Annotated in this window: 12 protein-coding genes; 4 read left to right on the plus strand and 8 right to left on the minus strand. The window is 70.1% G+C overall.

The genetic code is table 11. The annotated features are described in order from the left end of the window. Window positions 1-53 precede the first annotated feature (53 nt). On the plus strand, window positions 54-2,204 hold the full coding sequence (locus KOL93_RS12355) for a S9 family peptidase (protein WP_221585700.1): 2,151 nt from the start codon (window positions 54-56) through the stop codon (window positions 2,202-2,204). A 66-nt stretch (window positions 2,205-2,270) separates the two neighbouring features. On the opposite strand, the gene KOL93_RS12360 is transcribed toward KOL93_RS12355, so the two are convergent. Further along, entirely contained in the window at window positions 2,271-3,299 is a 1,029-nt protein-coding gene (locus KOL93_RS12360) for a 6-phosphofructokinase (protein ID WP_221585702.1), read from the minus strand. Between the two features lie 68 nt (window positions 3,300-3,367). Next, window positions 3,368-5,518, minus strand: coding sequence for a DEAD/DEAH box helicase (locus KOL93_RS12365; protein WP_221585703.1), 2,151 nt, complete (start codon window positions 5,516-5,518; stop codon window positions 3,368-3,370). 195 nt (window positions 5,519-5,713) lie between these two features. Between KOL93_RS12365 and deoC the strand changes: the two genes are divergently transcribed. Then, window positions 5,714-6,433: a deoxyribose-phosphate aldolase gene (gene deoC, locus KOL93_RS12370; RefSeq protein ID WP_221585704.1), complete on the plus strand. Its 720-nt coding sequence runs from the start codon at window positions 5,714-5,716 to the stop codon at window positions 6,431-6,433. Between the two features lie 7 nt (window positions 6,434-6,440). Here the strand turns inward: deoC and KOL93_RS12375 are convergent, their stop codons facing one another. From KOL93_RS12375 to truB, 4 genes are all read right to left on the minus strand, one after another. Further along, entirely contained in the window at window positions 6,441-7,415 is a 975-nt protein-coding gene (locus KOL93_RS12375) for a bifunctional riboflavin kinase/FAD synthetase (RefSeq protein ID WP_221585705.1), read from the minus strand. Further along, a complete protein-coding gene (locus tag KOL93_RS12380) occupies window positions 7,412-7,840 on the minus strand; it encodes a hypothetical protein (protein WP_221585706.1) in 429 nt (142 codons plus the stop codon). Before KOL93_RS12380 ends, KOL93_RS12375 begins: the two co-directional genes overlap by 4 nt. A gap of 134 nt (window positions 7,841-7,974) precedes the next feature. Then, on the minus strand, window positions 7,975-8,343 hold the full coding sequence (locus KOL93_RS12385) for a hypothetical protein (protein WP_221585707.1): 369 nt from the start codon (window positions 8,341-8,343) through the stop codon (window positions 7,975-7,977). Then, window positions 8,340-9,227 carry a tRNA pseudouridine(55) synthase TruB gene (gene truB, locus KOL93_RS12390; protein ID WP_221585708.1) on the minus strand — a complete coding sequence of 296 codons (888 nt, stop codon included), beginning with the start codon at window positions 9,225-9,227 and terminating at the stop codon, window positions 8,340-8,342. Before truB ends, KOL93_RS12385 begins: the two co-directional genes overlap by 4 nt. A 23-nt stretch (window positions 9,228-9,250) precedes the next feature. On the opposite strand from truB, the gene KOL93_RS12395 reads away from it, so the two are divergent. Beyond that, on the plus strand, window positions 9,251-9,715 hold the full coding sequence (locus KOL93_RS12395) for a GNAT family N-acetyltransferase (RefSeq protein WP_221585709.1): 465 nt from the start codon (window positions 9,251-9,253) through the stop codon (window positions 9,713-9,715). A gap of 5 nt (window positions 9,716-9,720) precedes the next feature. Here the strand turns inward: KOL93_RS12395 and KOL93_RS12400 are convergent, their stop codons facing one another. Next, on the minus strand, window positions 9,721-10,377 hold the full coding sequence (locus tag KOL93_RS12400; protein ID WP_221585710.1) for a TetR/AcrR family transcriptional regulator: 657 nt from the start codon (window positions 10,375-10,377) through the stop codon (window positions 9,721-9,723). 86 nt (window positions 10,378-10,463) lie between these two features. Between KOL93_RS12400 and KOL93_RS12405 the strand changes: the two genes are divergently transcribed. Next, entirely contained in the window at window positions 10,464-11,999 is a 1,536-nt protein-coding gene (locus KOL93_RS12405) for an MFS transporter (RefSeq protein WP_221585711.1), read from the plus strand. Between the two features lie 21 nt (window positions 12,000-12,020). Here the strand turns inward: KOL93_RS12405 and KOL93_RS12410 are convergent, their stop codons facing one another. Next, the gene (locus tag KOL93_RS12410; protein WP_221585712.1) at window positions 12,021-12,686 is read right to left on the minus strand and encodes a hypothetical protein; all 666 of its coding nucleotides are present in this window, start codon (window positions 12,684-12,686) and stop codon (window positions 12,021-12,023) included. Window positions 12,687-12,697 lie beyond the last annotated feature (11 nt).

Here is a 12,697-nt window from a genome sequence, read left to right on the forward strand (position 1 = left end):
GCGGCCAGGCTATCGGCGGCTCGCGACCAGCGGGCATCACCTAGCGTGGGTGGGTGACTTCCGACGCATCCGCTCCCGTGAGCCCGTCCGCCCCGATCGCCCAGAAGGTTCCCGTGCGGCGCACGCATCACGGCGACGCCTTCGTGGATCCCTACGAGTGGATGCGCGACAAGGAGTCGCCCGAGCTCGTCCGGCATCTGGAGGCCGAGAACGCGTATGCCGACGCCGCGCTGGCCCATCTCGAGCCGCTGCGCGAGAAGATCTTCCAGGAAATCAAGGGCCGAGTCCGCGAGTCCGATCTGTCGGTTCCCGTGCGACAGGGTGACTGGTGGTACTACGGGCGCTCGATCAAGGGGCAGCAGTACGGCCTGCAGTGCCGCGCGCCGATCGCCTCGGCCGACGACTGGACGCCGCCGAATCTGACCGCCGAGCAGGACGTCCCCGGCGAGCAGGTGCTGCTCGACGCCAACATCGAGGCCGAGGGCGAGGAGTTCTTCTCGCTCGGCGCGTTCAGCGTGACGACCGACGGATCCCGCCTGCTCTGGGGCGTCGATGTCCGGGGAGACGAGCGCTACCTCGTGCGCGTGCGCGACATCGCCACGGGGGAGATGCTGCCCGACGTGCTCGAGGAGATCGGCGCCGGCGCGCAGTTCACGCCCGACGGATCCTTCATCCTCTACTCGACCGTCGACGAGGCCTGGCGCCCGGACCGGGTGTGGCTGCACCGCGTCGGCGACCCGACGCGCGAGCACGACGTCGAGATCTTCCACGAACCCGATGAGGCCTTCTGGGTCGGCGCGGGGTTCACCCGCAGCGATCAGTTCCTCGAGATCGTGTCGGCGTCGAACACGACGAGCGCCGTCGACATGATCCGCACGGCCGACGTCCCCCGGCTCTACGCCGGCGGCGACGACGTCGATTCGATCTCCGTCTTCTCCCGCGACGAGCACGTCGAGTACTCCGTCGACCATGCGGTCATCGACGGGCGCGACTGGCTCTACGTGCTGCACAATCAGGGCGCGCAGGACTTCACCCTCGTCCGCCTTCCGGCAGACGACGAGAACGCGACGCCAGAGACCGTCATCTCCCACCGCCAGGGAGTGCGCCTCGAGGACGTCGACTGCCTGCGCGACTTCGCGGTGGTCGAGTACCGCTCAGGCGGGATCCCCCGAGTCGGGATCCTCGACTACGCGACGCACGAGGTGCGGGAGATCGCGTTCGACGAACCGCTGTTCACCGCCGGCTCCGCCGGCAACCCCGAGTGGGAGCAGCCGACCGTACGTCTGCACTTCGGATCCTTCGTCACACCCGGCACGGTGTACGACTACGACGTCGCGTCGCACGAGCTGCACCTGCGCAAGCGCGCGACGATCCTCGGCGACTACTCCCCCGACGACTACGGCCAGGAGCGCCTCTGGGTACCCGCCGGCGACGGCACGGAGATCCCGGTGTCCCTCGTCTGGAAGCGCTCGTTCGGCGCCCCCGGATCCGCCCCTCGCCCCGTCCACCTGTACGGCTACGGCGCATACGAGCACTCGATCGACCCCGCGTTCTCGACAGCGCGCCTGTCGCTGCTCGATCGCGGCGTCGTCTTCGCGATCGCGCACGTGCGCGGCGGCGGCGAGATGGGCCGCGCCTGGTACGAGGGCGGCAAGCTGACGCACAAGCGCAACAGCTTCACCGACTTCGTCGACGTCGCTCGCCATCTCGTGAACGGCGGCTATACGACGCCCGCGCAGATCGTCGCCGAGGGCGGATCCGCAGGCGGCCTTCTGATGGGCGCGATCGCCAACCTCGCGCCGGAGATGTTCGGCGGCGTGCTCGCGGACGTGCCGTTCGTCGACACGCTCACGACGATCCTGGATCCGTCGCTCCCCCTGACCGTCATCGAGTGGGAGGAGTGGGGCGACCCGCTGCACGATCCCGATGTCTACGCCTACATGAAGTCGTACTCGCCGTACGAGAACGTGCGCGAGGGCGTGCACTACCCGCGGATCCTCGCGATGACGTCGCTCAACGACACGCGCGTGTACTACGTGGAGCCGGCCAAGTGGGTGCAGCGCCTGCGCGAGGTCGGCGCCGACGTGCTGCTGAAGTGCGAGATGGTCGCCGGACACGGCGGCGTGAGCGGCCGATACAACGCGTGGCACGAGCGCGCCTTCCAGCTCGCCTGGATGCTCGACGTGCTCGGCATCCGGGACTAGTCCGACGCGACAGGAGGGGGTGGAGGCGCACAGCGCCTCCACCCCCTCCTCGCTGGGTCGTGTGGGTCAGCCGAACAGCGCCGCGGCCTCGTCGAATCGCTGCTGCGGGACCTCGTTGAGCTCGCCGAGCGCCTCGTCGAACGAGACGCGCGCGATGTCGGTGCCCTTCATCGCGACCATCTGTCCCCACGCCCCCTCGACGACCGCGTCGGCGGCGTGGAGGCCCAGACGCGTCGCGAGCACGCGGTCGAACGCCGAGGGCGACCCGCCGCGCTGGATGTGGCCGAGCACGGTCGAGCGGGTCTCGATGCCGGTCTTCTGCTCGATCATCGGGGCGAGCACTTCGCCGATGCCGCCCAGGCGCGGACGGTTGAACGCGTCGAGCCCTTTGTCGGAGTAGGCCTCTTCCTGTCCCTTGAGCTTGAAGCCCTCGGCCACGACCACGAGCGGCGCACGGCCGCGCTCGCTCGCGCTCTCCACCTGCTCGCAGATCTCCTCGATTGTGAGGGGGACCTCGGGGATGCAGATGATGTGCGCGCCGGCCGCCATCCCCGAATGGAGGGCGATCCAGCCGACGTGGCGTCCCATGACCTCGGCCACCATGCAGCGCTGGTGCGAGTCGCCCGTCGTCCGCAGGCGGTCCATCGCCTCGGAGGCGATGTTCACGGCCGTGTCGAAGCCGAACGAGTAGTCGGTGGCTCGCAGGTCGTTGTCGATCGTCTTCGGGACGCCGACCACGGGGACGCCGTCGTTCCACAGGCGGTTGGCCGCCGCGAGCGTGCCCTCGCCGCCGATCGCGATGACGCCGTCGAGCTTGTGGCCCCACATCGTCTTCTTGATGTTGTCGGCGCCGCCGCGGTCGCCCTCGTACGGGTTCGTGCGGCTGGTCCCGAGGATCGTGCCGCCGACCTTCGACAGGCCCTTCACATCGCGGCGCTGCAGGGGGAAGAAGTCGGCGTCGACGAGGCCCCGCCAGCCATCGCGGATGCCGACGAAGTCGATGCCGTACTTGCGCGAGCCCTTGAGGACTGCTGCGCGGATGACGGCGTTGAGGCCTGGGCAGTCGCCGCCCGAGGTGAGGATCCCGATCTTCATGAGTTCGACACTATTGCCTCACAGCTCACGACGCACAGCGACGGCCCGGGAGTTCACGCGCGCCGCGCTCAGGATCCGAGTTCGTCGCGCAGGAGCGACTTGAGAGCCGCCAGCTGCACCGACTCGACGGCGTCGTCGCCCGTCTTCTCGCCGTCGAGTGCCCGCGCCGCGAGACCCTCCTTCTGGTCGATGAGCTCGGCGATCTTCTGGTCGATCGTGTGCGCCGCGATGATGCGCCACGCCGTGACCGGCTCGTCCTGGCCGATGCGGTGCACACGGTCGATCGCCTGCGTCTGCTCGGCCGCCGTCCAGCTCAGCTCGGCGAGCACGACGTTCGACGCCGCCTGCAGGTTGACGCCGACGCCGGCAGCCGTGAGCGAGCAGACGGCGATCCCGACCTCGGGGTCGTCGTTGAAGGCGTCGATCGCCTGCTGGCGGGACGTGGTGCTCTGCTCCCCGCGGATGGAGACCGACGAGATGCCCGCCTCCTTGAACTGCTTCTCGGCCTGATCCATGACGTCGATGTGCTTCGCGAAGAAGACCACCTTGCCGACGGACCGCACGAGCTGCGCCGCGTAGTCGGCGGCCAGCTGAGCCTTGCCCTGGCCGATGCGGCGCACCATCGTGAAGACGTTGTCGCCGTCGCCTCCCGCGGCGCGCGACTCCTCGAGCTCCCCCATCGCCACGAGGTGCACGATGTCCTCGTCGATCTCGCCGGGTTCGAGGCCGCGGTCGCCGCGCGCCTCGAGGATGCGGCGATAGCGGGCCGCGAGGCGCCGCGCGAGCTCGCGCTCCGCCTGAGCGATCGAGCGGCCGAACTCGTCGTCGAGCTGCACGGGCATGTCTGCCACGAGCTTGTCGGGCAGGTCGCGCGCGACGTCCTTCTTGCGGCGGCGGACGATGCCCAGGTCGATGACCGCCTGGCGGGCGGCCGGATAGAACGACTTGTCGGCGGGCGTGTAGCCCGTGGCGTCGAGGCGATCCATGAGCTCGGCGCCGGGCTTGGTGCCGTCGGTCCAGCCGAGGAAGCGCCAGATGGCGTCGAAGTCCTCGACGTCGTTGATGAGCGGGGTGCCGGTCAGCGCCATCATGAGCGGGTTGCCGTCCGGCGTCGTGTCGCGCACGCGCTGGGACAGGGCGAGCACGTTCTGCGAGCGCTGCGACGAGAGGTTCTTGATGAAGTGCGCCTCGTCGACGACCATGCCGCGCAGCCCCACCTCGGCGAGCCAGCCGAGATGGCGGTCGAGGATCTCGTAGTTGACGATGAAGACGTCGGCGAATGCATCGATGTCGTGGCCGTCGCCCATGATCACGCTGGCCGTGCGCTGGGGCGTCCACCGCTCGACCTCGCGCGCCCAGTTCATCTTCACGACGTTGGGCACGACGACGAGCAGCGGGTACGCGTTCGCAACCGACGCCGCGAGCACCGACTGGGCCGTCTTGCCGAGGCCCGGCTCATCGGCGAGCAGGAAGCTGCGGTGGCCCTCGCGGACCGATTCGAGGAAGCGCGACTGATGCGGCATGACGGTGAGCCCGCGCGGGGAGAGCCGGTCGAACTCGGGAATCTCGGGCAGCGGCATGACGGCCGGGCCGCCGCCGGCGCCCTGTGCGAATGACTTGTAGAGCGGTCCCATGAGCTCCCAGTCGTCGAGGCGATGACGGGAGTGCGGCGTCGGCTCGAGGCGGGCGGGATCCGGCGCGAGGAAGGGATTCGACTCGATGCGCGCGTCGACCTGCGACGGACGGACCGCGCGCTCGGACGCGACAGCCGGCACGATCGACTGCTGCGCGACGGGCTTCGCATCGTCGATCACGAGCTCCTCCGGCGCGAGCTCGACGCCCGCGTCGAGCAGCCAGTCGCGGCGCATGCGCTTCGCGACCGGTGTCGTCGCCTGGTCGACCTCGAGCAGCTGGATCAGCGACGTGTCGCGCGCCGCCGTCTTCGCCAGGATCGTCGCGACGCCGTCGAGGCGCTTGAGCAGATCCGCGCGTCCGGCGTCGCCCAGCGATGCGTCGGCCTTCACGCGAGCTCGCTCCTCGCGGACGAGGAACGCGATCACCTGGAACTTGACGCGGTTCGTCGGCCCGAGCTTGTTCTTCTGGGCCTTCGCCTCGACCTCGCGCACCTTGCGCGCGAGGATCGGGATGATGGGCGCCTCGTCATCGCGACGGGCGGACGAGGACTTCTTGCGCTGTCGCGCGGGCGCCGTGGTCGGCATGCTCCTCCTGAGCGTTGATCACCGCGGGCCGTGAAGCCGGCGGGCCGTGAGATCGTGCGTCCGCGGAACAGGGCGCAGGACCTGCCATGGTCGAGCGCGAGCCGGAGAGCCCGGCCGAAGTGCGCCGCGGGTGACGACGGACAGTCTACGCCATGTCGCGGCGTGTCCGCGGATTCTCGCAGGTAGCCTGGGGATATGGCAGTCGAGCTCACAGAAGCACACGTCGCGCAGGCGATCGATCACGCGATCCTCAAGCCCAACTTCACGCGGGCGGAGGTCGATCGCGAGCTCGACATCGCGGCCGAGTGGGGCGTCTTCAGCGTCTGCGTGCGCCCATCCGACATCCCCTACGCCGTGAAGCGCCTCGACGGCACGGGCGTCGCGGTCGGCACCGTCATCGGCTTCCCGCACGGCACCACGTCGTCGGCCGCGAAGGTCGCCGAGCTGCGGCAGGCAAAGGCAGACGGCGCGATCGAGTTCGACATGGTGATCCACATCGGCGGCCTCCTCTCGCGCGAGGACGAGCGCGTCGTCGACGACATCCGTGCGGTCGTCGAGGCGGCCGACGGATCCGTGTCGAAGGTGATCCTCGAGACCAGCTTCCTCGACGACGAGCAGATCGCGCGCGGCTCGCGACTCACCGAGCAGGGCGGCGCGACGTTCGTCAAGACGTCGACCGGATTCGCAGGCGGCGGCGCGACCATCGAGCACGTGTCGCTCATGCGTGCGAGCGTCTCCCCCGCGGTCCAGGTCAAGGCCTCGGGCGGCGTGCGCGGCCTCGAGGCGGCAGAGGCGATGCTCGCGGCCGGTGCGACGCGGCTCGGAACGAGCGCCAGCGCGACGATCCTCGGCGAGCTGCGCGCCCGCACCTCCGGCCTCACGGCGACCCTCTCCGAGGACTCCTCGAGCTACTGAGCGGGCGTCAGCGCAGCAGCTCGCGCGCACGATCGACATCGCTCCGCATCTGCGCGATGAGCGGCTCGAGGCCGTCGAAGGCGACCATGCCGCGGATCCACGCGACGAACTCGACGTCGACGCTGCGGTCGTAGAGGTCGAGGTCGTCGCGATCGATCACGTGCGCCTCGACGACGCGCTGCGGGACGTCGTCGAAGGTCGGGTTCGTCCCGACCGAGATCGCCGCGGGATAGCGCGACCCCGTCCCCAGCTCGCCCTCGGGGCGGCGCACGATGAGCCAACCCGCGTAGACGCCGTCAGCGGGCACGAAGCCCGCGAGGTCGGGCGCGAGATTCGCGGTCGGGAAGCCGAGTTCGCGCCCGCGCTGGAGTCCGTGCACGACCTCGCCGCGCACCGCGTGGCTGCGGCCGAGCAGCTTCGCCGCCCGCTCGACGTCGCCCTCGCTCAGCAGCTCGCGGATCCACGTCGACGAGACGCGCCTGCCCGCATCGGCGCCCGCGGCCGCGGCGCTCGCGACGTCGCGCATCTTCTCGACCGTGAACCCGTGCTCCGCTCCCATGCGGCGCAGCAGGTCGACATCGCCCGCGCCGTGCGCGCCGAAGCGGAAGTCCTCCCCGACGAGCACGCGCTGCGTGCGCAGCCCCTCGACGAGATAACGCATCACGAAATCCTCAGCCGGAACGGACGCGAGCGCCTCATCGAAGGTCAGGACGAGCGCGGCGTCGAGGCCGGTTGCCGCGAGGAGATCGATCTTCTGCTCGACGCCGACGACCTGCTCCGGACACCGCTCCGGGGCGATCGTCGCCAGCGGATTGCGGTCGAAGGTGACCGCGACCGTGCGCGCGTCGCGCGACGCGGCATCGACGAGGAGCTTCTCGACGATGGCGCGATGACCCGCGTGGAGACCGTCGAACTTGCCGATCGCGACGACGCTCTCGCCGAAGTCGCTCGGGATCGACGAGGCGTCGCGGAAGACGATCACGCGGCGCGCTCCGTGTGCGGCGGGCGATGGGCGCGGAGGTACCACATCCCGAGGACCGGCAGAACCAGCGGGATCCACACGTAGCCGGCCCCGTACAGCGACCAGACCGTCGCGTCGGCATGGAAGACATCGGGCATCGCCCAGCTGAGCGTGCCGATCACCAGGACGCCCACCAGCTCGAACGCGACCGCGATCTGCGCGATGCGATGCCACGTGCCGCTGCGCGACAGCAGCAGTGCGACGGTGGCGAGGATGTACACCACTGCCGCGAGTGCGCTCAGCAGATACGGAACAGGCGCCTCGTCGAACCGGCCGACGATCTGCACGAACGAGCGGCCCGTGGCGGCGAGCGCCATGACCGCGTACACGAAGGTGAGAACGGTTCCGACGCCCGTGATGCGGCGCCCCGAGACGGTGTCAGGCATATCGGTTCGATTGTAGTCGGCGCGTCCGACGCGAGCGTCTCGCCGATGCCGCTGCGGCACAGCGGCGGAAGGAGTGCGTTCCGGGTGCGCGTGTCGATCTCCGAGGCGCCGACGGCACCCCGCGCGCGAGTCGCTCACGCGATCTGCACGGTCCAGATGACGTGCATGCGGTAGATCATGACCGCGACGGCCAGCGCGAGCACCCCCATGACGACGACGCTCCACCGGCCGCGATCGACGAACGCCCACACGATTCCTCCGACGGGGAGGATCGCGGCGGACACGAGATACGTCCAGAACTCGAGCAGGCTTCCCGTCGGAACGTTGCCGACGAGCGGGGCGACGATGGCCAGGACGATCTGCGCGAGCAGCAGGAGCTGGACGAGGATCAGGGACCCGACCGAGACGTCACCGGGGCGCCGGCCGACGAGGCCGAGCACGATGCAGAGCGCGCCCGCGGCGCACGCGATCGCGATCTGCGCGATCGTGAACCAGAGGATCATCGCTGCCGTTCCGGCATGTTCATGACGCTCTTCATCGCCGAGCCGCGACGCTCCACGACGCCGACGAGCTCGCCGTCCGGGTCGATCGCCGCGCGCTGCCCGTCGAATGACTCGGGCACGTCCGTGCGCTTGCCGTGCCGCAGGTCGCGCGCCGTATCAGCCGGCACATCGATGCGGCCGAGCACGAGCGCCGCCGCGTCGGCCGGCGAGGTGAGGGTCGCATCCGCGATCTCGTCGACGACGGCCGCCCCCGCGACCTCGAACCGCCCCACGTGCGTCCGGCGCAGCATCGTGAGATGGCCGCCGACGCCGAGATCCGCTCCGAGGTCCCGTGCGAGAGCGCGGATGTACGTGCCGGAGGAGCACACGACCTCGACGTCGAGCTCGATCGCGTCCTCCGCGCGACGCACGTCGGCGACGTCGAAGCGGGAGATGACCACGTCGCGTGCCTTCAGCTGCACGTCCTCCCCCGCGCGCACGCGGTCGTATGCGCGCTTCCCGTCGACCTTGATCGCCGACACGGCGCTCGGGATCTGGGAGATCTCCCCCGTCAGCGCCGCGACGCCTGCGCGGATCCGCTCCTCCGTCACCCGCGCGATCGCCTCCGACGATGCCACCCCGACGATGTCGCCGTCGGCGTCGTCGCTCGTGGTCGTCTGGCCGAGACGGATCGTGGCGCGGTAGGTCTTGCCGAGGCCGACGATGAACGTGAGCAGCCGGGTCGCACCTTCGACCCCGACGATCAGGAGCCCCGTCGCCAGGGGGTCGAGCGTTCCCGCGTGCCCCACCTTGCGCGTCCCGAGAGCCCTGCGCGTGCGGGCGACGACGTCGTGACTCGTGATTCCCTGCGGCTTGTCGACCAGCAGGATCCCGGATTCGGCCATGTACATCAGCCTATTCTGGGTCGATGCCTGCTTCCTCCGAACCCGCTCTCCGCACCGCTCGCGTGCGGGAGATGGACCCCGTCACCCTGTACCGCCTTCTTCAGCTGCGGGTCGACGTGTTCGTCGTCGAGCAGGAGTGCCCGTACCCCGAGCTCGATGGCCGCGACCTCGAGCCCGACGCCCTCCTTCTGTGGTTCGAGGCGGCGGGCGAGGTGCTCGCGACCGTGCGCCTCCTGCACGACGGCGACGAGCGGCGCATCGGCCGCGTCGCGACGTCGAGGGCCGCACGCGGACGCGGCCTGGCCGCCGACCTCATGCGCGAGGCGGTGCGCCTCGCGGGCGGCCGCACCGTGCGCCTCGACGCGCAGGCGCACCTGCAGTACTGGTACGCGCGGTTCGGCTTCGCGGTCAGCGGAGCCGAGTTCCTGGAAGACGGGATCCCCCACGTGCCCATGGTCGGGCGAGCCGCCGACAGCGCGGCACGCTAGGTCGATCAGCGGCCGACGCGGCGCTCAAGGCCGTCGAGAATGAGGTCGAGACCATCGGCGAACCAGTTGCGGTCGGCCGCGGGCGCGGGAGCGGCGATGAGCTGGCGCAGGTGAGGGAGCGCCGAGAGTTCGACGTCGTGGAGGCGCTCACGCCAGGCGGCGCCCGGATCGGAGCCGGCTGCGGAGGACTCGCCGAGCGCGATGCGGGCGCTTCCGTGGACGTAGTGATTGATGGTCATGACCCCGCGCGCCGCGTCCGCGCCGGAGATGCCGGCGTCTTCGAGGACATCGAGCGCCCATTCCATCGCGGCGAGTGACGCGGTGCCGAACGGCGGCGTGACCGTCGCGGTCGCGGCGAGCATCCAGGGGTGCGCGGAGAACGAGGCGCGGTCCTGTTCGGCGAGAGCGTGCATGCAGCCGCGCCAGTCGAGGCCCGCGCGGTCGGGGTAGGCGAAGTCGGTCGTCACTCGCTCGACCATCGCGGCGACGAGGTCGTCCTTGTCCGAGACGTGACGGTAGAGCGACATCGCTCCGGTTCGGAGCTGCCCGGCGACACGGCTCATCGTCACCGCCTCGAGGCCGCCGTCGTCCGCGAGGCCGATCGCCGCGTCGACGATCCGCTCACGCGACAGGGGACCGGACGGGCCGACTCGTGGACTCATAGCGCACCTCCCTCGTCAGTCTATTGCGTTGCGTACGCCATACGCTATCGTTGCGTATTCAATACGCAACGCTGATCGGAGATCGCATGTCCACCTCTCGAACTCCTGCGGCGACGGATCGAGCACGATGGCTCGGGCTCGCCGTCCTGACTCTGCCCGTGATCCTGACCTCGATGGACATCACGATCCTGCACATCGCGATCCCCACGCTCGCCCGAGAACTCGAGCCCTCCGCCAGCCAGATGCTGTGGATTCTCGACGCCTACGGCTTCCTGCTCGCCGGGCTGCTGATCGTGATGGGAAACATCGGCGATCGCATCGGCCGACGCCGGCTCCTGTTGATCGGTGCAGTCATCTTCGGCGGTGCCTCCGCCGTGGCGGCGTTCTCGCCGACTCCGGAGATCCTCATCATGGCGCGGGCGCTCATGGGCGTCGGAGGGGCGACGCTGATGCCGTCGACCCTCTCGCTGATCCGGAACATGTTCACCGATCCGGCGGAGCGCACGAAGGCGATCGGGATCTGGACGGCGAGCCTGTCCGCGGGCATCGCCCTCGGTCCGATCGTCGGCGGCCTGCTGCTGGAGGTGCTGTGGTGGGGATCGGTGTTCCTCGTGAACGTCCCCGTGATCGTCGCCCTTCTGATCGTCGCGCCGCTCGTCATCCCGGAGTATCGCCACGCGCAGCCCGGTCGGCTCGACCTGGTGAGCGTCGTCCTCGCGTTCGCCGCGATCCTGCCCGTCGTGTGGGCGGCCAAGGCGGCCGCCGAGGACCTCACGCTGTCGGCCCCCGCCTGGGTCGCGTGCGGCATCGGCGTGTTCGCCGGGGCGATGTTCGCGGTTCGGCAGCACCGGATCGCGAGCCCGCTGGTCGACATCTCTCTGTTCGCCCATCCACGATTCGCGGGAGCGATCATCGGGGCGGGGCTGGCGATGTTCGCGCTCGTCGGCGTCATGCTCTTCCAGGCCCAGTACCTGCAGCTCGTCGCCGGGCTCTCCCCGATCGTCGCGGGACTGGCGATCCTGCCGGTCATGATCGCCGTCGGCGCGACGGCGATCATGGCCTCGCCGCTCGTGCGGCGCTTCGGCTACGCGGCCGTGTTCGGTGCGGGGGCGACCGTCGCCGCGGCCGGCATGCTCGCCTTCAGCGGGGTGCCCGCCGACGGAGGCCTGCCGCTGGCGATCGTCGCCTCCGCGTTCATCGGGGCCGGCATCGCGCCGATGATGACCCTCGCGACGGACGTCGTCGTCGGATCCTCACCTCCCGGGCGCTCCGGTGCGGCCGCCGCGCTCTCCGAGACGGCGAGCGAGTTCGGCGCCGCCCTGGGAGTCGCCGTCCTGGGATCGATCGGGTCCGCGCTGTACCGCTCGCAGGTGCTCGAAGGGGTACCCGACGACGTTCCCGCGGAGGCGGCCGAGGCGATCGGATCGAGCCTGGGGGCGGCACTCGGGGTGGCGGAGCGGCTCCCGTCCGACATCGCCGTGCAGCTCGCCGATCTCGCGCGTCACGCCTTCGTCGACGGCCTCAGCGTCGCATCCGTCGTCGGGAGCGTCCTTCTCGTCACGGCGGCGATCGTCTGCCCGCTTCTGATCCATCGCGGTCGAGAGCGCGGATCTCTCGACTGAGCGACGCGCGTGCTCGCTCCGCTACGCGCAGGCCTCGTATGCGGGCTCTTCGCCTGACAGCACCGAGACCGAAACGGCGCCGTCGTAGCCCTCGACGTACGTGAATGTCATGTCGACGTCGCCCTCGGCCACGGCGACGAACGACCGCCCCTGGATCACGGATGCGACCTCGGCCGCGTCGTCGTACGTGCTGAGGACCTCGGACTTCGTCGAACCGAGGCCGAGCCCCTCCTCGGTGCGCGGGCCCACGCCCATCGTGTCGCCGTTCCACCCGATGCTGACCTCGACGATCTCGTCTGTGCCGTCGTAGCGGTCCTTGATGACGAGGATGTCGTAGGCGTTGTCGGAGGCGGCGCCGTACGCCACGCCATCGCACAGCGGGCCGACGTTCGTCGTCTTGATGTCGTCGATGGCCGAATCGAAGTCGGCGCCGACATCGACGGGCCCGATGCCCTGCTCGGTGATGACCCACGAATCGGGGTCCTCCGGGTCATCGCGCCGCGTGTCGGGCTCGGACGTCGGCGTCGGCGTGATGATGTCGGCCGTGGCCGGGGTCGACGCGGTCGGGTCGGGCGAGGACGGCTCCGAAACCGTCGGGACCGGTGTCGTGCACGCCGCGAGAAGTCCCGCTCCGACGAGAAGCGCCGCCGCCGTCGCGACTGCTCGTCGTCCGTGCCTGTGCACCATCGTTCCTCCGG

Source organism: Microbacterium salitolerans (assembly GCF_019720895.1).
In the GTDB taxonomy this organism is placed as follows: domain Bacteria; phylum Actinomycetota; class Actinomycetes; order Actinomycetales; family Microbacteriaceae; genus Microbacterium.